At 58.5% G+C, this 22,993-nt stretch carries 27 protein-coding genes, 1 tRNA gene and 1 pseudogene; 15 read left to right on the forward strand and 14 right to left on the reverse strand.

Annotation, left to right across the window (positions count from 1 at the left end; genetic code table 11):
• Positions 1-73 (forward strand): annotated as a pseudogene (locus V8J63_RS27705) (DUF6124 family protein); the annotation flags it as partial.
• Between the two features lie 243 nt (positions 74-316).
• On the opposite strand, the gene V8J63_RS03125 reads toward V8J63_RS27705, so the two are convergent.
• The 10 genes from V8J63_RS03125 to V8J63_RS03170 form a co-directional block, all read right to left on the reverse strand.
• Entirely contained in the window at positions 317-1,297 is a 981-nt protein-coding gene (locus V8J63_RS03125; protein ID WP_336463546.1) for a LysR family transcriptional regulator, read from the reverse strand.
• A 167-nt stretch (positions 1,298-1,464) separates the two neighbouring features.
• Positions 1,465-2,412, reverse strand: a complete 948-nt coding sequence (locus V8J63_RS03130; RefSeq protein ID WP_336463547.1) for a peptidylprolyl isomerase — start codon at positions 2,410-2,412, stop codon at positions 1,465-1,467.
• A complete protein-coding gene (locus V8J63_RS03135; RefSeq protein ID WP_323167395.1) occupies positions 2,409-2,879 on the reverse strand; it encodes a YbjN domain-containing protein in 471 nt (156 codons plus the stop codon). The genes V8J63_RS03130 and V8J63_RS03135 overlap by 4 nt, the downstream gene beginning before the upstream one ends.
• Positions 2,880-2,896: 17 nt before the next feature.
• Positions 2,897-3,526 (reverse strand): DNA repair protein, encoded by a 630-nt coding sequence (locus tag V8J63_RS03140; protein ID WP_336463548.1) that lies wholly within the window; start codon positions 3,524-3,526, stop codon positions 2,897-2,899.
• A 17-nt stretch (positions 3,527-3,543) separates the two neighbouring features.
• Positions 3,544-5,241, reverse strand: a complete 1,698-nt coding sequence (locus V8J63_RS03145) for a putative porin (RefSeq protein ID WP_024012852.1) — start codon at positions 5,239-5,241, stop codon at positions 3,544-3,546.
• Between the two features lie 39 nt (positions 5,242-5,280).
• The gene (locus V8J63_RS03150) at positions 5,281-5,985 is read right to left on the reverse strand and encodes an energy transducer TonB family protein (protein ID WP_130926548.1); all 705 of its coding nucleotides are present in this window, start codon (positions 5,983-5,985) and stop codon (positions 5,281-5,283) included.
• 3 nt (positions 5,986-5,988) lie between these two features.
• The gene (locus V8J63_RS03155; RefSeq protein WP_003201710.1) at positions 5,989-6,414 is read right to left on the reverse strand and encodes an ExbD/TolR family protein; all 426 of its coding nucleotides are present in this window, start codon (positions 6,412-6,414) and stop codon (positions 5,989-5,991) included.
• A gap of 11 nt (positions 6,415-6,425) precedes the next feature.
• Positions 6,426-8,225, reverse strand: a complete 1,800-nt coding sequence (locus tag V8J63_RS03160) for a DUF2341 domain-containing protein (RefSeq protein WP_336463549.1) — start codon at positions 8,223-8,225, stop codon at positions 6,426-6,428.
• A 12-nt stretch (positions 8,226-8,237) separates the two neighbouring features.
• Positions 8,238-9,836 carry a ShlB/FhaC/HecB family hemolysin secretion/activation protein gene (locus tag V8J63_RS03165; protein WP_130888111.1) on the reverse strand — a complete coding sequence of 533 codons (1,599 nt, stop codon included), beginning with the start codon at positions 9,834-9,836 and terminating at the stop codon, positions 8,238-8,240.
• Between the two features lie 54 nt (positions 9,837-9,890).
• Entirely contained in the window at positions 9,891-10,502 is a 612-nt protein-coding gene (locus tag V8J63_RS03170) for a transposase (protein WP_130888110.1), read from the reverse strand.
• A 376-nt stretch (positions 10,503-10,878) separates the two neighbouring features.
• Between V8J63_RS03170 and V8J63_RS03175 the strand changes: the two genes are divergently transcribed.
• From V8J63_RS03175 to V8J63_RS03190, 4 genes are all read left to right on the forward strand, one after another.
• A complete protein-coding gene (locus V8J63_RS03175) occupies positions 10,879-12,504 on the forward strand; it encodes an NADP-dependent glyceraldehyde-3-phosphate dehydrogenase (RefSeq protein ID WP_016774600.1) in 1,626 nt (541 codons plus the stop codon).
• Between the two features lie 102 nt (positions 12,505-12,606).
• Positions 12,607-12,963: a DUF3302 domain-containing protein gene (locus V8J63_RS03180; RefSeq protein ID WP_110599509.1), complete on the forward strand. Its 357-nt coding sequence runs from the start codon at positions 12,607-12,609 to the stop codon at positions 12,961-12,963.
• Positions 12,964-12,965: 2 nt separating this feature from the next.
• A complete protein-coding gene (locus V8J63_RS03185) occupies positions 12,966-13,925 on the forward strand; it encodes an HlyD family secretion protein (protein ID WP_336463550.1) in 960 nt (319 codons plus the stop codon).
• Positions 13,926-13,982: 57 nt separating this feature from the next.
• Positions 13,983-15,023, forward strand: coding sequence for an FUSC family protein (locus tag V8J63_RS03190; RefSeq protein WP_051600445.1), 1,041 nt, complete (start codon positions 13,983-13,985; stop codon positions 15,021-15,023).
• 3 nt (positions 15,024-15,026) lie between these two features.
• On the opposite strand, the gene V8J63_RS03195 is transcribed toward V8J63_RS03190, so the two are convergent.
• Positions 15,027-15,920 carry a DMT family transporter gene (locus V8J63_RS03195; protein WP_130926552.1) on the reverse strand — a complete coding sequence of 298 codons (894 nt, stop codon included), beginning with the start codon at positions 15,918-15,920 and terminating at the stop codon, positions 15,027-15,029.
• Positions 15,921-16,068: 148 nt separating this feature from the next.
• Between V8J63_RS03195 and V8J63_RS03200 the strand changes: the two genes are divergently transcribed.
• Both V8J63_RS03200 and V8J63_RS03205 read left to right on the forward strand, forming a co-directional pair.
• The gene (locus V8J63_RS03200) at positions 16,069-16,506 is read left to right on the forward strand and encodes an Lrp/AsnC family transcriptional regulator (RefSeq protein ID WP_024012843.1); all 438 of its coding nucleotides are present in this window, start codon (positions 16,069-16,071) and stop codon (positions 16,504-16,506) included.
• A gap of 58 nt (positions 16,507-16,564) precedes the next feature.
• The gene (locus V8J63_RS03205) at positions 16,565-16,894 is read left to right on the forward strand and encodes a YceK/YidQ family lipoprotein (RefSeq protein WP_016774594.1); all 330 of its coding nucleotides are present in this window, start codon (positions 16,565-16,567) and stop codon (positions 16,892-16,894) included.
• Between the two features lie 65 nt (positions 16,895-16,959).
• Here the strand turns inward: V8J63_RS03205 and V8J63_RS03210 are convergent, their stop codons facing one another.
• Positions 16,960-17,631, reverse strand: a complete 672-nt coding sequence (locus V8J63_RS03210; protein ID WP_008006561.1) for a Bax inhibitor-1/YccA family protein — start codon at positions 17,629-17,631, stop codon at positions 16,960-16,962.
• 123 nt (positions 17,632-17,754) lie between these two features.
• Between V8J63_RS03210 and V8J63_RS03215 the strand changes: the two genes are divergently transcribed.
• The 8 genes from V8J63_RS03215 (at position 17,755) to V8J63_RS03250 (ending at position 22,018) form a co-directional block, all read left to right on the forward strand.
• Positions 17,755-17,842: transfer RNA gene (locus tag V8J63_RS03215), tRNA-Ser, on the forward strand.
• A gap of 222 nt (positions 17,843-18,064) precedes the next feature.
• The gene (locus V8J63_RS03220) at positions 18,065-18,259 is read left to right on the forward strand and encodes a hypothetical protein (protein WP_336463709.1); all 195 of its coding nucleotides are present in this window, start codon (positions 18,065-18,067) and stop codon (positions 18,257-18,259) included.
• Between the two features lie 318 nt (positions 18,260-18,577).
• Complete coding sequence (locus V8J63_RS03225) at positions 18,578-19,231, forward strand: hypothetical protein (RefSeq protein WP_336463551.1); 654 nt, start codon at positions 18,578-18,580, stop codon at positions 19,229-19,231.
• Positions 19,232-19,558: 327 nt separating this feature from the next.
• Entirely contained in the window at positions 19,559-20,233 is a 675-nt protein-coding gene (locus tag V8J63_RS03230) for an AbiV family abortive infection protein (RefSeq protein WP_336463552.1), read from the forward strand.
• A 164-nt stretch (positions 20,234-20,397) separates the two neighbouring features.
• A complete protein-coding gene (locus tag V8J63_RS03235; protein ID WP_336463553.1) occupies positions 20,398-20,640 on the forward strand; it encodes a hypothetical protein in 243 nt (80 codons plus the stop codon).
• Positions 20,641-20,671: 31 nt separating this feature from the next.
• Positions 20,672-21,019, forward strand: a complete 348-nt coding sequence (locus V8J63_RS03240; RefSeq protein WP_336463554.1) for a hypothetical protein — start codon at positions 20,672-20,674, stop codon at positions 21,017-21,019.
• Between the two features lie 78 nt (positions 21,020-21,097).
• Positions 21,098-21,376 (forward strand): hypothetical protein, encoded by a 279-nt coding sequence (locus tag V8J63_RS03245; RefSeq protein WP_336463555.1) that lies wholly within the window; start codon positions 21,098-21,100, stop codon positions 21,374-21,376.
• A 96-nt stretch (positions 21,377-21,472) separates the two neighbouring features.
• A complete protein-coding gene (locus tag V8J63_RS03250) occupies positions 21,473-22,018 on the forward strand; it encodes a hypothetical protein (protein WP_336463556.1) in 546 nt (181 codons plus the stop codon).
• 1 nt (position 22,019) lies between these two features.
• Here the strand turns inward: V8J63_RS03250 and V8J63_RS03255 are convergent, their stop codons facing one another.
• Entirely contained in the window at positions 22,020-22,553 is a 534-nt protein-coding gene (locus V8J63_RS03255; protein WP_336463557.1) for a lysis system i-spanin subunit Rz, read from the reverse strand.
• Positions 22,535-22,993 carry a phage tail assembly protein gene (locus tag V8J63_RS03260; RefSeq protein ID WP_336463558.1) on the reverse strand — a complete coding sequence of 153 codons (459 nt, stop codon included), beginning with the start codon at positions 22,991-22,993 and terminating at the stop codon, positions 22,535-22,537. Before V8J63_RS03260 ends, V8J63_RS03255 begins: the two co-directional genes overlap by 19 nt.

Genomic DNA, 22,993 nt, shown 5'->3' on the forward strand with positions numbered 1-22,993 from the left:
GATTGCGCAGTTGATCATGCTCGGCGAACTGGCGGTGAATCGGGTGCTGGATAATCTGGAGTTGCCGCAGTAGCGGGCCTTTGATGATCGTTCCCACGCTCTGCGTGGGAATGCCTCAAGGGACGCTCCGCGTTCCAGCTCTGGGGGACGCAGAGCGTCCCGGGCTGCATTCCCACGCGGAGCGTGGGAACGATCAACGCGTAAGCATTGAAGATTCCTGTGGGAGCGAGCCTGCTCGCGAATGCGGTGGGTCAGTCACTGAAGTTTCGACTGGCGGATTGCTTTCGCGAGCAGGCTCACTCCTACACGGGCCGGGTTAAGGCTGGAACCATTCGTGGCGTTCGTTGAAGGTTTGCTGGATGAGGTCGGTGAGGGCCTGGATTTCGGGGGATTTTTGCGAGTCGGTGTTGACGGCGAGCCAAGCATGGAGCTGCATCGGTTCGGCGAATAATCCGGGCAGTGCGATGAGGCCACGGTCGAAGCGGCTCATGTATGCCGGCAGTAAGCCAATGCAAGCGCTGCACCGGATCATCTCCAGCATCAATTCATAAGATTGCATCTGCACTACGCCAGCCAAGCGCTGCTCGACCAATTCATTCCACGGGCGAAAACTCTGAATCTGTCGATCATGCTGCCACTGCACCAGCATGAAGTCCGCCAGATCATCCGGCGTTTCCGGTCGCGCTGTCACCCGCGAATAGCGCTTGGCGATGTGCGGCAGATATTCAATTCGCGCGAGGTGTTGCGGTTCGCTGGTAGCGAAGGTGGGAACAAGGTTTGGAGCATCGCCAGGAGCGAGCCAGAGGACAATGTCGGCGCTGACCGCACGCAAGGCCAGTTCGCTATCCAGAGCAATAATTTCCAGACGCAGGCTGGCGTTGCGCCGCAGCAATGCGATGAGGTCGCGGCCGAGGATGTCGTGGAGGATGGATTCGGCGATGTTCAGACGAATCAGCGGTTGTTCGATGACCGGGAGTTTGCGTTGGTGGGCCAGGGTGCTGAGTCGGGCCTGCAACTGTTGGCCTTCGCGGGTCAGGCTGAGGGCGCTGCCCTGGAAGCTGAACAGGCTGTGTTGCAGTTGTTGTTCGAGTTGCGCGAGTTGTTTGCGCAGCAGCGTCGAGCGCACATTCAGGCTGCGCGCGGCTTGCATGAAGCAGCCGCAGCGGGCGCTGACGAGGAAATATTGGACGACTTCGCTGTCGATGGTCGCGGCCTGGTTGAGCCAGGGTTCGGAGTTGTCTCGCGGCGAAAGGTAAACGCTGGCGGCGTCGCGTCCTGCGGGTTCGGTGAATGACATTGATGACTCCCTGTCGATCTAATGTGGTTGCTCTGAATACACCGGATCTCATTGTGGGGGCGAGCCTGCTCGCGAAAGCGTTAGCACATTCAACATCTTCGCTGACTGACCCGCCGCATTCGCGAGCAGGCTCGCTCCCACTGGGGTGAATGGTGTTCTGGCTGACGTCAGTGTTTTTCCTCGAGGATTTTGTTCAGTTCGGCGCCGTCGATGCTGAGGGTGGCGGTGTTGAGCATGCCGTCCAGATAAGCCTGGGCGATCTGTTCCTGGCGTTGTGCGCGCAGGGCCTGGGTCAGTTGGTCGCGCAGTTCCTCCAGCGTCGCGGTGCGAGCCGGTTGCTGTTCGGTGAGTTTGATCACGTGGAAACCGGCGGCGCTTTGCACCGGATCAGACACGGCGCCCACCTTGAGGCGCGCCACGGCGCCCCGTACTTCCGGCACCAGTTGTTGCAACGGTTGCAGGCCGGTATCACCGCCCCGCTCTGCCGTCACTCGATCCTGCGAATATTGCGTAGCCAACGCGGCAAAGTCGCCCGGCGCTGACTGGGCTTTCTTGCTCAACTCAACTGCTTGCTTGCGCACTGTTTCCGCATTAGAAGCATCACTGACAGAGAGAAAAATCTGACTGACCCGATACAGCGCCGGCGTCTGCCAATTGGCCTTCCCCGCGTCGTACGCCTGCTGCAACTCGGCCGCGCTCGGATAATCCGCCGGCACCTGGCTCACCGAGCGCAGGTAATCACGGAAGACAATTTGCTCAGTCGCTGCGCGAGTCTGCCGGGCGACGTCCGGCCGCTGCGCCCAACCCTGTGCGTCAGCCTGCTCCAGCACGGCTTTTTCGGCCAGTCGCGTACGAATCCAGCGTTCCAGCGCCTCACGGTTGCCGCGCAGCTGTTCGCGGGTTTGCGCCGGGACGGTGGCCAGCAGCGCCTGCAATTCCTCTGGCGAAACCTGCTGATTGCCCAACCGCGCGACCGCTGGCCCGGCTGCAACCGCCATCACCGGCGAGGGCTGCTGAGCGGCGACCGGATCACTGCCCGGCCGCAGCACCAGCGCCACGGCCACCACCAACAACGCCAGCGCTCCGGCGCCGATCACCATGGCAGGCTTTTTCACAACGCGACTTCCTCTTGTTCGGCGATAGCTGATTTGGCGGTTTGCACACCGGTGGCCTGACTGAAGTCGCGCAGGTAAACGATGAATTCCTGCAACAGGCGATCCCACAACTCCAGATTGCCGCGCAGGTGCTCGTTGCTCACGCCTGCGGCCACGACCACGTCCATCTCCATGACCAGAAACTCACCCTGCAACGACAACCGTGCAAAACGTCGAGTAGCATTCCACTGCTCTGCGACTCCCTCAGGCAACTCACCCTGCACGCGCAGCGCACAGCTGAAGGTGAAATCAACAAAGCTGCCCTGCTCCACCGCCGGGTTGCCGAACCGCACGGCGTAGCCGATGCCCTGACTGGCGCTGAGCAACTGGACGATGCCGTTCTGTTCACTCTGGTTGACGCGGTAACCGGCGGCTTGCAGGACGTCGGTCAGCGATTGCGGGGAAACGTGGGTGATCAATTGAGTCATGGCTTTCTTCCTTGTCATCAGTGAGCGATCGCGGCTTGCGGCGCGTCGAATTGGGTTTTGTACAGCTCGTCGCCAAAGCCTTGGGCCAGCTCATCGAACTTGACCCGGGCGCTGCCGGCGAAGGGCTGGCGGATCTTCATCACCTCGGCGACGTCGATGTTTTCGTAGGCCGTGAGGATCTGTTTGGCGACGCCGTACATTTGCTGATTCTTGGCTGAACATTGCTGCACTTGTGTGTCACGTTCCGCCAGCTGCGCTTGCAGCTTTGAGCGTTCGGCTTCTTTGCCACGGGCGAGAACCAGTAACTCGTCATAGGCCTTTTTGAACTTGCCGGTCTGCTCGGCACTGGCTGCGACTTGCGCCTGCGCCTGGCTGTGCAGGCTCTGTTGCTGCCCGGCCAGTTGCTCGGCGAGGCCTTTGGCTTTGGCCAGTTCGGCAGTCAGCTGCTTGATCTGCGCTTGCGCTGCCATGGCTTCGTTCTGCGCCGCCAGTTGCGCGGCGCTGGCCTGGGCCTGTTGGCTTTGCAGGGCCTGCAATTGTTGGGTGGTGCTGCGCAGTTGCGTGCGCAAGCGTTCTTCCATGCCTTCGCCGTTCGCCCCGGTGGCAATCAACAAACCCAGGCCCAGCGCGAGAAAACGCGTGTTCATAAAGCTCTCCCGGCGCCTTAGAAGCGCGTGTTGATCTCAAGCTGCAAGACGTCGATGTCGAACGGCGCGCCGTACACCGCTTCGGTGCTCATCCAGCGACCCGTGGCGGAAACGTTCTTCGCCAGGCCGTAATTGCCGCCCATGAAATAGCCCTTGGCGTTGGTGCCGCCGAGGTGGAACGACGAGTCGTTGAAGCCGTCCGGCAAGGCGTCCGGCTGGATGTACTTGTAGCCGGCGAACAGGTTCCAGTCGCCCTTGCGCTTGAGGTCCAGCGCGTTGCCGAGGGTGAACTGCACCATCCATGCATTGGCGCCGCTTTCGATCTCGCCGTTGCTGTCGAGGTTGTTGACGATCTGCCCGGCGGAGCGCTTGCGCATGTCGCCTTCGTCGTAGCTGAGGTTGTGGATGTAATTGCCCTGGCTGCGCAGTTTGAAGTCCTGCGGCAGGTCGGCGTCCCACACGACGTTGAGATCGAGCAGGTTGAACTCGGACGCAAGCCCGACGAATTGCGGCTGCGGCGTGGCGCTCGGGTTGAGCGGGTTCGGCGTGATGTCACGCAGCAGGAACACGCTGTTGCCCTTCTGCATGAACGCCGCACGAGTACCGTCGCTGTCGCAGCCCGGCGCGCCGGCCCACGGTTCGCAGGGGCTGGAGCGCTGACCCTGTATGTCGTCGAAGCGGTAATAGGCCAGCGCACCTTTGAGGCGGTTGTTGCTGTTGATCGCCCATTTCGCGCCGAGCTGCGCGCCGTACAGCCATTTGTTGTCGCTCTCTTCCTTGTCGAAACCGTTACTGCTGGAAGTGTCGTTGGTGTAGTCCACCGGGAACGCGCCGACGGTGCCGAACACGCCCCAATCGCGGTTGAGCTTGTGATCGAAAATCGCCGCCACACCATCGAAATTCAGGTCGTTGGAATAGAGCATGTCGGTGGACATGAACGGATTGGCGAAGCGCCCGCCGGTCAGGGTCAATTCGTCCATTGGCTTCCAGGTCAGGTAGCCCTGATCGAGCCAGATGTCCTTCTTGGCAAAGCCGCCGCCGAGGTTCTGCGTGGTCGATACCGGGTTGTTGTCCGAACCGGTGCCGATGCGAATGCCGGCGGTCCATTCCTCCGAAATCACTGCTTTCATGCCCAGACGTGCGCGCAGGCGAAAAAGGTTTTCGCGGTCTTCGCGGGTGTTGAGCAACGGCGGCAGGCTGGTGCTGCTGTTGGGATTCACGTCGTACGGGCCATTGTTGTTGAGCTTGGCGAAGTCGACGATTTCGTTGCTGTTGTTGCCCGAGTAGTACCGCGATTCGTCACGCAGACGAATGTCGCCGTCGAAGCTGATGCGCGAGGCCCAGTCCGGAAAGGTATTCGGCGCTGCCCAGTTTTCCTGTTTGGCGGTGGCCATGACCTCGGCTTTGACCTGATCGCGGATCTGGTCGCGCACCGCTGCCGGCACGTACTGCACACGCACATCGCCCGGCGCGGCGACCGGTCCGGCCGCGACTGCGGTGGACGCGGCAGCCTGTTTGGCCTGCGCCGCTTCGTTCTGCGCCTGGGCGATGAGCGCGTCGGCCTTGTCCTGTTTGAGAATGCCCTGCTCGACCAGCAAGCGGATCAGATTGATCGTGGCGTTCTCCGACGGCGCAGGCGCTGCCACGGCCTGGCCGACCAGGGTCGCAATGACCATGCCGACCGCCAGGGACAATCGATTCACGTTGGAAATCATCTGCACACAACTCCTTTTGCCGAAGCTTGAATAAGTGAATTAACCCGGACGCCGCCCTTGCAGGGACAGGCGCACGGGCAAAGTGATGGAGGCCGGAGGCCGTTCGCTGAGGGCTGGCGCACCGCGTAAAGCGGCCAGCACCTGGGTATCGATTTGCGGTTTGCCGCTGGACTTGATCAGCTCGACGCGGGTGATCTCGCCGACGCTGCTCAGCCAGACGTCGGCCTGCAGCGAGAATGCGAGGTTGCGCAGCTCGGGGTTCTCGCGCAGCAAACGCTGGAAAGTGAACGCGAGAAACTGGCTGTACGTGCCCGTGCCCAAACGCCCGCCGCCAGCACCGGCCATGCCGCCGCCCTTGCCCGCGCCGATGTTGAAAGCGTCGCTGCCGGCCTGCGCGTCGCCGTCCATTTGCATCGGGTTGGCCAGATCGTCCGCCGGCGATGGCGGCGCCTCTTCTTCAGGCTTGACCTCCTCCGGCTCCGGCGTTGGCTTGGGCTCGACGACTTTTTCTTCCACCGGCGTTTGCGGCTCTGGCGGTTTTTCCGGCGGCGGTGGTGGCGGTGGCGGCAACGGAATGATCGTCGGCACTTTCGGCGCTTCGCGGCGCACGCCGGCCATGTCGTTGGCCCACTGCCAGAAGAACCACGCGGCGAGCGCGGCGACCAGTAGTCCGGCGCCCCACTTCACATAGCGTAACGGCGACTTTTTCACGGGCGGCGGTTCGATCGGGAGTTGTGCGGTCATGACTCAGCCCTGACTCGGTTTGCCGGTGACGAGACCGACCTGGGACAATTCGAGCCGACGCAGCAGGTCCAGCACTTCGATGACTTTCTGGTACTGCACCGTCGCATCGCCGCGCACGATCACCGGGAAATCCGGGCTCTGCGCTTTCTCGATGCGCAGGCGTTCTTCCAGCTCGGCCAGGGTCACCGGATAGGCATCGAGGAACACCTGGCCGCCGTCGTTGACCGAGATCGCCTTGGTCTTGGCTTCCGACAGCGACACCGACGCGCTGGCCTTGGGCAGGTTGATCTGAATCCCGGAGACCTGCGCGGTGGCGGTGAGGATGAACATCACCAGCACCACCATCAGCACATCGACCAGCGGAGTGATGTTGATGCTGTCGACGGCGGCATCGTCATCATCGTCGTGGGAGGCATTTACGGACGCCATGGCAGTGCTCCTCAGGCCGGTACGGAGTGGTTGGCGTGATGGCCGCGCTGGTGCGACGCCTCACTGAACTGGCTCTCGCCATGCATCTCCGCCAGACGAGTGATGAACTCGTCGACGAACACACGCATGTCGGCGCTGACTTCCTTGTTGCGGGTGATCAGGCGGTTGTAGCCGAACAGCGCCGGGATCGCGACGAACAGGCCCATCGCCGTGGCCAACAGCGCGGCGGCCATACCCGGCGCGATGGCGTTGATGTTGACGTCGCCGGCCATTGCCGTGCCGAGGAACACCACCATGATCCCCAGCACCGTGCCGAGCAGGCCGATATACGGACCGCCGGCGATGGCGTTGGACAGGGTCGAAAGTTTCGAACTCAGCTGCTGGTTCTCGCGGGTGCGCACGCCATCCATCGAGCAGCGGATGGCTTCGATGGTCGCCGCTGAAACCGAGGAGGTATCGGCGCCCTGCTCACGACGGGTACGGATCTCTTTGACCGCCACCAGGTACAGGCGCCACAGCGACGAATGCTGCAGACGCTGAGCCAGTTGCGCGTCGTCGGCGAACATCTCCAGACGCGTGCCGACCTTGGCGAATTGCACGCGGAAGTCTTCGTTGGCCGCAGTCACGCGGCTGAGGCTGCGGTTCTTGCGCAACATGATGATCCACGACTGGAACATCATCAGCACCAGCACGGCGATAATCACCCAGGCGTCGATCGGCACCGCGTTGAGCAAGAAGCCAAGGCTGCCGAAACCGAAGCCGGACTGCTCTTCATCGACGCCGTAAGCGACCAGTTTCGACTCGGCGCCTTGCGAGGTGGCATCGGCCAGCAACAGCGCGGCCGGACGGGCGACTTTCGACAGGCGCAGCTCATCAATAGCGCCAGCGAATGGCTGGAACGCGCCTTCCTGCAGATCGGCACCGATGGCCATGACCGAGTTGAACGCCGGCATCGCCTGAGCCAACGCAGCGCTTTCGCGACCGTTGATGTACAGGGTGACTTTCGAACCCTCGGCGGTCAGCGCAACGTGTTGCCATTGCGCCGGAGCCAGAGCTTGCGTGGCGGCGGCGCGCTGGCCGTCGATTTCCACGAACGGCAGGCCTTGGCTGACGCCGATCAGCAGACTTTGCGTGCCTTCGCGACGCGCCAGTATCACTTGTTCGCCGCTGGCCTGATCCAGACGCAGCCAGGCACTGAAGGTGAACGCGCTGCCGGCATTGTGTTGCAGCGACGGACTGGCCGGCAGCAACAACGGCTGGCCGCTGAACTGCAAGGCGCGCCCGACGACGCCATCGATCGCTGTGCCGGTCGCGCTTTGCGCGGTGTTGCCGTACGCCGTGGTGTCTTTCGCCGGAGTGCCGGTGGCGCCTTCGAAGTGATACAGCGCGGTGTAATTCGGATCGAAAGTGAGTTGGCCGTTGCCAGTGGCCGGGGCTTTCTGGTTGCCGTAATACATCCAGATGTCCTGACGCTGGCCACCCTCTACATTCGGCACATCAACCCAGATCAGCGCCATGCCCATCAGCGCGTCGAAACTTTCGATCTGGTGGTTGAGCACGGTTTTGTCATCCGCCGCGACGAAGCGCAGATCGGAGCCGTCCTCTTTCACGCCGTCGAAGGTGAAGTTGCCGGTGTGCAGGCGCACCAGCAGCGCGGTGCGGCCGAGGGCCTGATTGATCGCCGCGCCTTGTGGCGTGGTGTCGACGGCGATCTGTTTGCGGTAATGCCAGTCGTCCTGCCACCAGGCCTGAGCCGTGGCCGGGAGCACGAAGCCCAGGCAGATCAACAACGAAAGGAAGAGGCGTTGCATGGACGTGCTCCGTTAGAAAGTGGCTTGAAGGTTGAAGTGCAGGCGCGATTCCTGCTTTGAGGTGTTCGGCCCTTCGAGTAGCGGGTAGCCCCAGTCGAGGCTGCCGGACAGCCATTTACTGAGGCTGGCGCGGGTGCCGAGGCCGACGCTGGCCAGGGCGTAATTGGCGTCCTGATCCGGCAGTTCATCGCGCAGGTAAAGTTGCGCACCCTCGGCGAAGGCGTAGAAGCGCCAGTCCTGCATCCACGTGCCGGCAAATTTAGCCAGCGACGGTGTGCGCAATTCCTGGCTGAGCAGGTAACCGTCATCGGCGGTACGTTCAGCCGCGAGATAGCCGCGCACGGAGGTGGCGCCACCGGCGGAGAATTGTTCGTTGGAAACCAGCGGCCCCGAGGCGAGTTGGAATGCGGCTTTGCTTGCGCTCTGCCAGTCGCTGTCGAAGGTCCAGGTGTAGTTGGTGTCGCCCTTGAGCACGGCGAAACTCGGTTTGGCGCGATAACGTTTGTAGTCGAAGTCTTCGTCGTCGCTGCCGTAGCCGAACACGCTGCGGGTGGCGGCAACCAGACTCAGGCCGAGGCCGAGCTGGCTCTTTTCGCTGAAGCGAAAGCCGTTGTAGGCGAAGGTGAACGGCGCGTATTTCAGCGGTACCTTGTCGCTTTCGCCGGACAGGCTCAGGCGCTCGTCGAAGTCCTTGAAGTCGATGCCGGCCGACAGCGAGTTCGACCAGTTACCGCTCGAGGGAAGCGTGTAAATCGCCGCGACGCCGTAAGAATGACCCTTGCCGAGCACGTTGCTGCCGCCGATGGTGGCGACGTTGCTGTCGGACTGGTAACCGGAGAACTGCACGCTCCAGCGCTCGCTCAGCGGCGCGGTGTAGGACCCGGACCAGACCTTGGCGTTGTCGGTTTCCTGCGGCGCGGTGAAGAACGTCAGGTTGACGCTGTGGCCGAGCTGCCAGAGGTTGTTGTAACCGAGACTGGTGACGCTGCGCAGCTTTTCGGTGTCGGCGCTGTAGTCGTTATTGAGGCCGACGCTGGCAGTCCACGGGTTCTGGTCTTCGACCTGCAAGTCGACATCCATGGTGCCGGGGCGTTGACCCTCGCGCACCAGCGGCATGACCTGGCGACCGGGGGTCTTGTTGAGCTGCGCGAGTTCGCCCTGGACCTTGGCAAAGTCCGGCACCTCGCCTTCTTTCAGCGCCGGTACGTTGTCGCGAATGTCCAGCGGCGAATAGTGTTTGGCGCCGACCACGCGCACCCGGCCGACCTTGGTTTCGCTGACTTGCAGATAGACGATGCCATCGGCCACGGCCTGCTCGGGCAGCTCGACAAACACCGATTGATAGCCGCGCTCCTGATAGGCCTTCTGCAACGCATCGCGGGCGCCTTCGATGTCGCTCAAGGCTTTCTGCGGGCCGAGAAACGGGTACACCGCTTCTTCGATCGCCCGCGCATCGAGCACGGTATTGCCGCGCACGAAGTATTCGTTGACGTCGACCAGCCGCTGCGCGGCGGGCGCTTCTGTGCCCTCCTCGGCCAGCGCCGGCTGCGCGCCAGCCGTCACCAGCAGCCAGCCCCACAGCGCCAGCCGCGACGTGAAAATCCGTTCCACATTACCCCCTGAAATTCGCGATGACCTGTGGGCGTTAGCGCCCGGTGTGCTGCGTCAATTGCTGATCGTTGTGGCGCAGGCGTGCTTGCCCAGCCAGGTGTGCAACAGCGCAAAGTTCAGCGAGAACTCGGGCATTTGCAGCAAGGCACCGCAGAACACTTCGCCGATGACTTTCTGAATCAGCAGCACCGCGCGCGGCTCGTTGAGCAGCGTGGCGATGTCACGGCTGAGGGCGGTGAAACTCCAGACTTTCTGGTTCAGGCCAAGGCCGACAAACCAGCGGAACAGCAGGTTGTAGTTCAGCTGTTCATAGAGCTGCTGTTCGCTGGGCACCGAATACAGCAATTGCAGGAGCAGGATGTGCATCACCGTCTGCGCGGGAATGAGCATGCCGGGTGCGGCGTTGAGGTCGTGCAGCAGGTCCTGGTGGGCGTCGAGCAGATCGTCGATCTGCGGGCGCAGCAACACCAGCGAATGGCCCGGCGGAATGTAGCTGGACACTTCTTTCAGAGCGCCCTGCCAGTCCTCCTGCGAGACGATCCAGACCCACGGCGCGCCGTAGCGATACACCGAAACCGGCTTCTTGCGCGCCGCTTCGACGATCTTCGACAGGCGTTGATCGAGCTCCTGCATGCCCACTTTCGAATAGCGTTCCATAGTCCCCATTGCCTCACTCCCGGCGTCCCGCCCCGACTCGCAAAGTGCGCCCCGAAAGGCTCCTCAAGCGCGTTACACAGGCATGACCGGACTGGCAAAGGGCTACCGAACTTTTGTCATAAAAGCTTCATTACCGAAGACAGACTGACTGATTTAAAAGATCGACCGTGGGAGCGAGCCTGCTCGCGAAAGCGCTGTGTCAGGACATGAGGATGTTGGATGTGCCGCCGCCTTCGCGAGCAGGCTCGCTCCCACAGGGTGGACTGTGGTTGCACCGTTGCGTGACATTCGCGTGACATTCACGGGGTTAAATCCCGGCCCGTTCAGGCGTATAACCTTCACAAGACTTTCAATCGGTACGCCGACTTCAACACAGGGTAGTGACATGACCACAGCAAACATCCTTGGCAACCTGTTCCCTTCGGTCAGCGACATCCCGGAAAAATATCGCCTCGACGCTCAGGTCGAGCAGCGCGAATACCTGGTCGATGGCCAATTGCGCCGCTGGGACGGCCCGCTCGCGCAGGTGCGCAGTCCGGTTTATCTGAAAAGCGAAAACGGCGAAGAACAGGTGATCCTCGGCAGCACGCCGCTGCTGGATGCCGACACCGCGCTCACCGCTCTCGACGCTGCCGTTCGCGCTTACGATCGCGGCCAAGGCCTGTGGCCGACCATGCGCGTGGCCGAGCGCATCCAGCACGTCGAAGCATTCCTCGGCCGAATGCGCGAGCAGCGCGAGGCCGTGGTCAAGCTGCTGATGTGGGAGATCGGCAAGAACCTCAAGGACTCGGAAAAAGAGTTCGATCGCACCTGCGATTACATCGTCGACACCATCAATGCCCTTAAAGAACTCGACCGCCGTTCCAGCCGCTTTGAGCTGGAGCAGGACACCCTCGGTCAGATTCGCCGCGTGCCGCTCGGCGTCGCCTTGTGCATGGGGCCTTACAACTACCCGCTGAACGAAACCTTCACCACGCTGATTCCGGCACTGATCATGGGCAACACCGTGGTGTTCAAACCGGCCAAGCTCGGCGTGCTGCTGATTCGGCCGTTGCTCGAAGCCTTCCGCGACAGCTTCCCGAGCGGCGTGATCAACGTCATCTACGGCAGCGGCCGCGAGACCGTCAGCGCTTTGATGGCCAGCGGCAAGATCGACATCTTTGCCTTCATCGGCACCAACAAGGCTGCCAGTGACCTGAAAAAGCTGCACCCGAAACCACACCGTTTGCGCGCGGCTCTGGGTCTGGACGCCAAGAACCCGGGTATCGTCCTGCCCGAAGTCGATCTCGACAACGCCGTCAGCGAAGCGGTCACCGGTTCGCTGTCGTTCAACGGTCAGCGCTGCACCGCACTGAAAATTCTTTTCGTGCATGAAGACGTGGTCGACAGCTTCATCGAGAAATTCAACGCCAGACTGGCCACGCTGAAACCGGGCATGCCGTGGGACAGCGGCGTGGCGCTGACGCCGCTGCCGGAGTCGGGCAAGGTCGATTATCTGCACGGTCTGGTCGCGGATGCGCAAAGCAAAGGCGCCCAGGTGGTCAACCCGAATGGTGGCGAGTCCCACGCCTCGTTCTTCTACCCGGCAGTGCTCTATCCGGTGAACCCGCAGATGCGCGTGTATCAGGAAGAACAGTTCGGCCCGGTCGTGCCCATCGTGCCGTACCGCCACCTCGATACCGTGATCGACTACGTACTGGAATCCGATTTCGGCCAGCAGTTGAGCATCTTCGGCACCAACCCGGTGGCGGTCGGCCGGCTGGTCGACACTTTCGCCAACCAGGTCGGGCGGATCAACCTCAACGCCCAGTGCCAGCGCGGCCCGGACACTTACCCGTTCAACGGTCGCAAAAACTCCGCCGAAGGCACGCTGTCGGTTCACGATGCATTGCGAGTGTTTTCGATCCGCACCCTGGTGGCGACCAAATTCCAGGAGAGCAACAAGGACCTGATCAGCGAGATCATTCGCGGGCGTGATTCGAGTTTCCTGACCACCGATTACATCTTTTGACGGGTGATCGGCAGGATTGAATGATCCTGCCGATCCGTCAGCCCCCCGGCGATTCAGTGACTACACTCAGCCCAGCATTGCTGGATGCCCGGGAGGCTGACCATGCTCGATTACTTCGCATTGGGTCTGTTGGTTTTTGTCGGTCTCGTGCTGTTTTACGGGATCATCGTGCTGCATGACATTCCGTACGAAATCGCCGTTCATCGCAACCACCCGCACCAGGACGCGATCCATGCCACGGGCTGGGTCAGTCTGTTCACCTTGCATGCACTCTGGCCGTTTCTGTGGATTTGGGCGATGGCTTATCGCGAGGATCGCGGTTGGGGTTTCGGCGATGGCAAACCCATCCAGAATCACGTCAATCAACTGGAGCAGCAGGTCGTCGAGCTGCAAGCTCGGATCGAGCGGCTCGAAGCGCAGTCGCCGGTTGCGCCTCACTCTGACAGCCGGGGGATCTGAGCATGGATCTGTTGCTCATCCTCACGTACGCCGCACTCTGCGTCGCCATCTTCAAGATCTTCCGCATTCCGCTGAACAAATGGACGGTGCCCACCGCTGTCCTGGGTGGCGTGCTGATCATCGGCGCGCTGATTTTCACCATGAACTACAACCATCCCTATTCCGAGGTGGCGCGCTCCTACTTTGTCTCGGTGCCGGTCATTCCGATCATCAGTGGCCAGGTGATCGACGTACCGGTAAAGGGCAACGAACCCCTGGAAAAAGGCGACGTGCTGTTCCGCATCGATCCCACGCCTTTCCAGAACCGCCTGAAATCGCTCAGGGCGCAACTGGTTGCAGCGAAGGGCGACCGCTATCGCATCACCGAACTGATCCGCCGCAACTTCGGCACCCAGCGTGAACTGGACGCGGCCATTGCCCGCACCGACGATCTGCAGGCGCAACTGGACAACGCTCAATTTGAACTGGACAACACTGTGGTTCGAGCGCCGAGCAAAGGCTTCGTCACCCACGTTTCCCTGCGACCGGGAATGATGGCGAGCAAGCTGCCGCTGCGCCCGTCAATGGTGTTTATTCCGCAGGAAGGTCAGTACTTCGCCGCCTGGATGCGTCAGAACAGCCTGCTGCGTCTGACCGTGGGCGACGAGGCCGAAGTCGCCTTCGATGGCATACCCGGCAAAGTCTTCGCGGGGCGAGTGAAAAGCGTGATCGGGGTGATCGCCGAGGGCCAGGTGCAACCTTCCGGCACGCTGATCAGTTACACCGGCTCGCCACCGGCCGGACGGGTGCCGGTGATCATTGAAATCACTGACCCGGCGTTCGCCGAATACAGCGCGCTCATGCCGGGCGGCGCCTACGGGCAAGCGGCGCTTTACAGTCAGCACTTTCATCACATCGGCGCGATGCGCAAAATCCTGCTGCGCATGTCCGCCTGGATGAATTACATTTTCCCCTTCCATTGATTTGATTGACGTACGAGGTTCGCACTGACTACTTACAGCACCCACCGCCTGCCACCGCTGTTGCGCCGTATCCTGCGTCCGTTACTGGACCCGTATCGGCGCTACCGTCACGCCCGCCTGATCCATTCCGTGCGGGTGGCGCTGGGGTTGCTGGCGACGATTCTGCTGACCACTGGCATCAATCTGCCCCACGGCGAATGGGCATCGGTGACCATGCTGGTGGTGATCGGCGGTTTGCAGCATCACGGCAACATTGGCAAAAAAGCCGCCGAGCGCGCCATCGGCACCCTGATCGGTGCAGGGGTCGGATTGGCCTTGGTGGCGCAGCACGCCTGGCTGGGCATGCCGTGGCTGACCTACTTTTCCATGGCTGTGGTGTGCGGTTTTTTCTCGTATCACGCGATTGGCAAGGGCGGCTACACCGCTCTGCTCTCGGCGATCACGGTGTTCATCGTCGCCGGGCATGGCGACAACCCGATCACCGATGGACTGTGGCGCGGCGTCGACATCCTGATCGGCATCGCCCTCGCCCTGGCGTTTTCCTTCGCCCTGCCGCTCTACGCGGTCTACTCGTGGCGTTACAACCTCGCCGATGCCTTGCGCGATTGCGCCACGGTGTACGGGCGCATCATCAACGGTGAAGCGGTCAGCGCCGACGAGCACGTGCGGCTGATGAGCAAGGTGGGTGCGGTGATGGTGCAGCTGCGCTCGCTGATGCCATCAGTGTCCAAGGAAGTGAAGATTTCCATGACCGAGCTCGACGCGATTCAGCGCAACCTGCGCATGTGCATCAGCACGCTGGAGATCCTCGGCAATATCCGTCCCAATGCCAGCGACCCGCAGGCCACAGCCCATTTGCAAGCGGCACTGAAGGCTGAGCACCGGCAGATTCGTGTGCAGCTGATCGGCATGGCTCGCGCGTTGAAAACCGGAGCCTCGCAACGGCTGGAGCGACCGATGGAGCTGCCAGCAGCGGACCTTGATGCGCCAGTCGCCAATACGCTCGACGGCTATCGGATGCTGACCCGCCAACTGGCGGCCAATATCAGCGAGATGCGCCAGCGCCTGGCAGCGACCGCACCGCGCTGGAACATCTGATCCTTACTGCGCCGCCAGCCGCCGGGCTTTCCAGCCCCAACCTTGTTGCATGCCGGCGGCGGCCAGCAGGATCGCTGCGACGCCTATCCACTGCAGCAATTCGAGGCGATGGCCGAAGGCGAACCAGTCAACAAAGATTGCCGCGATGGGATAGATAAAGGACAGCGCGCCGGTCAATGCCGTTGGCAATTTTTGAATCGCTCCGTACAGCAAAACGTACATCAGACCGGTGTGCACGATCCCGAGAGTCAGCAGACTCGCCCAGGCATCGACGCCTTGCGGCAACGCATCGAAATGCGCGAACGGCGCGAGCAACAACACGCCGGTGCAGACTTGAATCAGCGCGATCAGGTGCGGCGGCGTGCCGGTCAGGCGCTTGATGATCAGTGCCGCGATCGCATACAGAAACGCCGCGCCCAACGCCAGGGCAATTCCCATCAAGTAATCGTTACCCCCCTCGCCTTGCGTGCCATGGGCGCTGACGATCGCCAGCATGCCCATGAACGAAATCGCCAGCCAGAACAGCTTCTGCAGGGTAATTTTCTCGCCGAGAAAGAGTGCCGCCAGACCGACCAGCATGAATGGCTGCACGTTATAGACTGCGGTGCCGATCGCAATCGAGGCGCGGGAATAGGACGCGAACAGCAGCACCCAATTGCCGACAATCGCCATGCCACTGAGCACCGCCAGCAGAAACGTTGTGCGGGTCAGCATTCCCGGGCGCAGGAAGCCGAACGCGGCGCAGACCAACAGCAACGTACCGGCGCCGAACACGCAGCGCCAGAACACCACGTCGAGCACCGGTTGCCCGGACACCAGCACAAACCAGCCGATCGTCCCGGATATGAGCATGGCGGCGGTCATTTCCAGCGAGCCGCGGCGAATTGTGTTGTCCATTATTGTTCTCCTGAGGCTGTGAGCGAAGCATGGCGAAAGTATGCCAAGCGCACCTCGGGCTGCTCCAGCGCATAAAGCAGGCTAAACTTGGTTTTCGCCTTTTTTATCGAGGGTGATTTGCGCCCTTTGCCTAATTCGGAGTTTGCCTGTGACTGACGATATCGATCAGATCCTTATCAGCGCGCTGATGGAAGACTCGCGGCGCTCGCTCAAAGCGCTGGCGCAGATCAGTGGCTTGTCATCGCCCAGCGTGGCCGAGCGGTTGCGGCGGCTGGAAGAACGTGGCGTGCTCAAGGGCTACACGGTAGAGATCGATCCGAAATGCTTCGGCTATCAGTTGCAGGCGATCGTTCGCGTACGGCCGCTGCCAGGGCAACTGCAGGAGGTTGAGCGGCAGATCATGGCGATTCCGGAGTTCACCGAGTGCGACAAGGTCACCGGTGACGACTGCTTCATCGCCCGCCTGCACGTGCGCTCGATGGAACAGCTCGATACCCTGCTCGACCGACTGAATACGTTGGCTGAAACCAACACCGCGATCGTCAAGAAGACCCCGGTCAAGCGACGCCTGCCACCGATGGCGTAGGTGTCTTTTACCAATGATCAGGGTAGATTGGGATTTTTCGCGGCTAAGGAATGGCGCTATGAAAATTCAGGCAATACTGCTCGCGGCCCTGCTGCTCGGCGGTTGTGGCACGATTCAGACGGTGGCGCGCGACGGCCAGGCTGCCATTGACGGGCTCAAGCAGCAGAAAAGTTATTGCGGCGCGGTACCGAGAATCTACAGCGGCCTCGCTTATGACTTCTGCACGCTGAACGCTCCGCTGGCCTCAGGCATCGATCCCGATGATCACCGCAACGCGGCCATTCCGGTGGTGCTGGTGGACGCCGTGGTCTCCGGCGCGCTGGACACCTTGCTGCTGCCCTACACGATCTACCGTCAGCAAGTGGACGGCAGCATCGTGATCAACTGAGCAGACACTTTTCTCCAGACGATAAAAAACCCGCCGAAGCGGGTTTTTTATTGCAGCCATTACGATCAGTCGTCGCGGCTCATGATGCCGAACAGTTGCAGCAGGCTGACGAACAGGTTGTAGATCGATACATACAGGCTGATGGTCGCCATGATGTAGTTGCGCTCGCCGCCGTGGATGATCGCGCTGGTCTGGAACAGAATGCACACCGACGAGAACAGCACGAAGCCGGCGCTGATCGCCAGTTGCAGGCCGCTGATCTGGAAGAAGAAGCTCGCCAGCGTAGCGCCCAGCAGGACAAAGAAACCGGCGGTGATGAAACCACCGAGGAAGCTCATGTCCTTGCGGGTGATCAGCACGTAGGCCGACAGACCACCGAACACCAGTGCGGTCATGGCGAAAGCCGAGCTGACCACTTCAGCGCCGCCCTGCATGCCCAGGTAACGGTTGAGGATCGGGCCGAGCAGGAAACCCATGAAACCGGTCAACGCGAAGGCGGAAACCAGGCCCCACGCGGAATCACGGAGTTTGTTGGTGAGGAAGAACAGCCCGTAGAAGCCGATCAGCACCACGAAAATGTTCGGGTAGCCGACACGCATCTGCTGGGCTACGAAGGCCATCACACCGCTGAATGCGAGGGTCAGAGCCAAGAGACCATAAGTGTTGCGCAGGACGCGGCTAACCTCTAGCTGCTCAGCCTGCACGCTGTTATTAACTGCGTAATCCTGTTCGCGCATGGCGACACTCCTGTTGGTTTGAAACGTTCAGTCGCAAAGATCATAACAGACGCTCTGTAACAAGCCATGCAGAGAGTTTGACAGTGTGTTTCATTCAGGTATTATGGCGCCCGCAACGCAAACGGAGGTGTGGCCGAGTGGTTTAAGGCAACGGTCTTGAAAACCGTCGACTGTAACAGGTCCATGAGTTCGAATCCCATCGCCTCCGCCATCTTTATACGACAAAGCCCTGATTATTCAGGGCTTTGTCGTTTCTGGGGTTTAAGATTTCCGCCGCACTAGCTGAAGCGTTACAAAACTTTTTGGCCCGCGTTACAAAACTTTCTGCTTTTTCTCCCTTCTCCGGCGTCCTGCCAAACGCAAAAAATTCTTCATGTAACACGGTGCTACGCTTGGCTTTTTCACGGAGGAACGCCTAGCGCCAAATTCAGACCTGATCCCTTCTCTGCTTTACAAAATCAATGAAAACCAACTCGCCCTCGAAGCCGCCATCATGGAATTGTCAAACTGGGTCGAGCAGCGCGGATCTGCCGACGTCGCCGAGAACGTCCGCGGTGCCCTTTGGGCAATCGACAAGAACGAAGAATTCATCAAGATGACGCTCGCGGTATTTATGGCCCCCGAATGACTGAAGTCTGTTAAGACCGTCGCACTCGTCCCAAGCACCCCATGCTTGGGACTGTAGCGATACAAACAATTGTTTTATAGGGATAAATTATTTTCTAGGCTGGCAAAAAATCCGTTTTCTTGTGCTTATGCAGGCGATAAACCGTGGTCTGTAGCGGAGGTTTTGCGCACTCCATATCACATTGAAACTCTCAACCGGCGGCCACCAATTTTGTATTTGCTTCCTTGTAATTGAAAGTCCAATTACCATTCGGTCGCTGCTCATAACACATGGTCTTCCATGGCTTGTGACAGGCATTCTTCTAGAGCGATGCAGGCAATGAAAAGTAAAACTGTTCAAGTACCCACATGGATGTTCTGGCTCGCGACGTTTGCACTTTTGTCCCTAGTGGTCGGATTTGTTGCGAAAGCTACTGGCGGATGGCCGAGGTTGGAGAACTTTCTCCAAAACTATGCGCCAGCTTGGATCCAGGCGGTCGGAAGCATTGCTGCAATTCTAGCGGCCTCCGGTATCGCCACTAAGCAAGCCAGTCATGCTCGGGATATAGAAAATGAACAACGTATTCGCAACGAAGTGCAAAAGCTCGAGGTCGTCAAAGCATTGATGATTAGGTCCATGACCATGTCGCGCGAAGTAATTCAGGCATTAGAGAGTAGGAAATTGGAGGATTTTTCGGTGGTTACTCCATCAATGATGCGTGATGCTCATCAAACACTACTTCTGCTACCTATTTTTGAGATTCCGAATGCGATGCTATCGCTTGATGTATTGACTGTCGGTAGAGTCTTGGAGTGTCTGAGTGAGACATGGGAAGCCTATGTCGCCGAGGTGGAGAAAATGGAGGCACTGGACACTCCAATGGTAGGCCCTCTCCACACGTTAGCAGGTGAGCTTTCGCAGATCAGCGAGGCAGCTTTTGAAGACTGTTTAAAAGAATTGCGTCAAAGGAGAGTGTTGATAAATGTTTTATAACCACCACCATGTCAAGGTGACCCCAAAACCCACGCACCATACTGATATCAAATGAAACATAGCATTTATAATTAGGTACACAACCACTTTATTTTCATATAAGAATCAATAAGTTAGCGTTGTATACTCCCACAGTAGCACCTCTACTCCCGGCGTCACGCCAGCCTTGAATCCCTTTAAAATTTTCCTCATGCCCTGTCCTCCTCACGTAGAAAACGTGATGCCTAACCCAGACCTGCTCCCTCTCCGCTATCCAAGATCAACTAGAATGAGCTTGTCTTGGAAGAGTTGACCCATACTGATGTAATTTAAAGAATTTAATTTTCTATGGAAGAGAATTCGATGCTCTCACTGGTTCAGATAGACGATTACATAGACTCTCTATCAAACAATGCCGGATCCTTGATTAAGGAGGCCGAAATCCTGTACGACAATCAGCACTATGCGCGAGCCTTTACCTTGTCTCATATCGCGAGGGAGGAAATCGCGAAGTGCCTAATGCTGCAAGCCGCAGGGGTTAAGGTCTTGGCAGGGCATGGGGTAGATTTTAAGAAGCTTTTCAAAAGGCTCAGAAACCATGAGCAAAAGCTCATTTCAGAAGGACTGCAGAACTCTTTATTCGCGTTGGGTACTGGCGATTCAGAATTCGGTCGCCTGCTGCTGAAAACTGTCACAGCAGCAAGCGAGCATAGAAACAATCGAAAAAATGAGTCTTTATACGTAGGCTTCGCCGAAGGCCGCATTTCGAATCCGGCGGAGGGGTTTAGCGAAAAACAGGCAGATCGCAACATCAAGCTCGCCCAATACGCGCTGAGGGATCAGAAGCACAACGCTGTCTTGATGGGTAAATTTTCCCTTCGTGAGCCAATTGAAATGCCCGAAATCACTCCGGGTGATTTAAAAGATCAGGATTTGGACTCGTTAATGAAGGACTTAGCACAGGCGCTCCTTCGGATTCGAGAGGCCAAAAATTACGAAGAAGATTCAGACGACCGCCAATGATGCAGCAGTATGGGCTGGAACAGTACATAAGCCACGCGCTACGTGGCTTTCGGCATTTTTCTGTCTAAAACTCTACTGTCATTTGCTTGCGTTTCCCCCTAGTAAAACCGGGATGGGGTGAGCTAGTGTTAGACAGGTTTATGACATCGAAAGGATTCCAAAAAATGCAGATCGACCGCGAGCTGTACAAGCAGATAAAAGACGTCATCGAAAATTTTCCTCCTTACCCAGACCTGGATGCCTTGATCGCTAATGGTGACCTCAAAAAGGTGCGCGGAGGCTACAATGTGCTCTCCGAAGCAGGTATGGAGGCAATACAAAAATACCTCGTTTCTGTCACCGCCCCTCATAACGGAAAGCCTGCAATTTTTAAGCTGTCGCGCAAGCGTAAATCCAGCACTTTTTAATTTCTTCAATTATTCATTGCAGGAAAACTACATGCTCTCCGGAAAAATCAAAGCTACGTTTGAAATCCCAGACGAAGAAGCAGCCAAAGACGGCATGCGGCCATTTATCGTGCTCGACACAATCGATTTGGTAGATGCGGCTCTAGACTGCGGGCTGAGTAATAACTCGCCGCTTCTAAAAGCGATTCATGAGGCGGGAGATTATTTAGACATTCAAGTGCTGCTTGAAGAGCATGTCATGGAGTTTGTCCCAGAAAGCCGATCCGCAGCGGCATATGAAGTTGCAGAGTGGCTTGAAGACCTGGCGAGGCTATTTAGAAGAGGGGGGGAAAATCTCAAAATGGAGCTAAAACCACGCTATTCATACCCGAGAAACTGATTAGCATCTAGCAGTATCACTAATAGCTCATACAGCATAAGGCGTCATCAAAGTTTCCATCATCAAACAGGTGCAAGTATGATGCGTATTTTCCAGCAGTCTGAAAACGTCTATAACGCAGCTGATTGCGTCGTAGCTCACGGTTATGCTGCTGTCTCAGGAACCTTATCTTCTGCACTTCCTTATTGTGACCGGATCCTGAAAGTGCTCTCTGCTTACGACGAGATATCACCCGTGAAGTCTTACCTAAATGTCAAAAAACAGGGTTATCTGTACTTTGTTTATGACACCAACAGATTCACTCTCGACGAGGTTGCTCCCTTTATCAAAGCCGTTGACCAAAGTAGTTCTCTATAAAACATGTGACCACACCATCACTCGATGATTACTACTCCTAACAATTTTACTTAACTTAGGAATACTCTTTTGGTACCGATTCCGAGAAACATCGCGATGGGCAACGGCTTCAGAGATGTCGTGACTGCGCTTCGTGACGAATCTGATAGGGGAACAATAGTGCTGGCAGCATCTTGGCTAGACGAATCATTGACCAATATTATAAAAAAACTACTCAAGCCGTCTGAAAAAGAAGACCTGCTGAGCCCCGGAAAAGCTTTAGGCGACTTTGGAACAAAAATCATGCTTGCCGACAGACTAAAAGTAATAAATCTTCATTTAGTTAAGTCTTTAACAATCTGTAGAAAATTGAGAAATGATTTCGCTCACTTATCAAGCGAGCTTTCCTTCTCCACGCCTAGTGTTAAAGATAGAGTAGAAAACCTGTTTACTCTTAATGAATCGATTATATCAACCATGGGTGAAGTTTTACTCTCTTCCGGAGCGGCAATTCTAGAGAATAATGAAAAGCTTTCTACAAAGCTTATGCATGAAACATTTGGCACCAAGCTATTGTTTCACTACACCTGCGGTTTCATCAACGGGGGGCTCGCTGCAATCTTGGTGGACACTGAAGAAATTAACCCGTCGTTTTCCAATTAATTCATCGGCTCAGCGAATTAACATAGTCCTGGCATTCCTGCAGCGCGATCAGCGCCCGGTCGCCGGTGTCGGTGATGGCGATAATTCGTTGAGCATGCGCCGGGTCAAGTCGGGCGCGTACGGTTGCATGATCCACGCGGCCGGCGCCGGTGGCTTTTGGCACTTGACAGCCACCGGCTGAATCCGCGGCGATGAGAACTGACAGCCGGAGATCAGCAGTGGCAAGGCGATCAGACAAGCGTTGCTGAGCTTTTTGCGCATCGGAAAGTTTCCTGTAGTGTCTTTCATCGTTTTCTTTCAAACGCCCTTCCAGAGCTAGGCGCTTGTCCTGCTCAATCACTAGCGCGCCCACCATCGCCTCGGCGGCGACCTTGGCCACGTCGGCGGACTGGCGAGCCTGCTCAGCTAGCGCGTTACCGTAACGCCAGTCCTGAATCACCCAACTGCCGGCAGCTCCGGCCCCGGCGATCGACAGCAGTACCAGGGCGATCGCCCACGGCCGCACTGGCGCCGGAATCAAATCGAGGACTGACATAACACCGCCTTGGCCTTAGCCCACAGTGCGCGCCGATCGGCTTGGCCGGTGTCGCCCGCATTGATTTTTCGGCTGATGCCGTCGAACAGGCCCGCGTCGGCCAGATCGTTAAGCCCTCGATCCCACCAGTACCAAGCCGCCGATAGCGCGGCGTATTCCGGCTGTTCCAGCAGCTCGGGCCGATCGAGCAACGGCAAGTCGAGCGCCTTGCCGCACAGACGGTAATTGTCGCGGCCGGTGAACAGCATCAGTTCGCGCTGTTCATCATCACCGTTGGCAGCACGATCAGCCGCGCGCACCTCACGCACGGTCGGGTTACGCAGGTTCAACGTATCGACGTCGACGCTATTGGCTTGGCTTGGCCGGGTCAGCGTTACAACAGCGCCGAGCGCACTGAGCGACAGCCAGGCCGGCAGGTTTTTAGCGATTACTTGAGTCAT

Origin of the sequence: Pseudomonas sp. CCNWLW23, from assembly GCF_037095675.1 — a bacterium.
GTDB classification, from domain to species: domain Bacteria; phylum Pseudomonadota; class Gammaproteobacteria; order Pseudomonadales; family Pseudomonadaceae; genus Aquipseudomonas; species Aquipseudomonas atacamensis.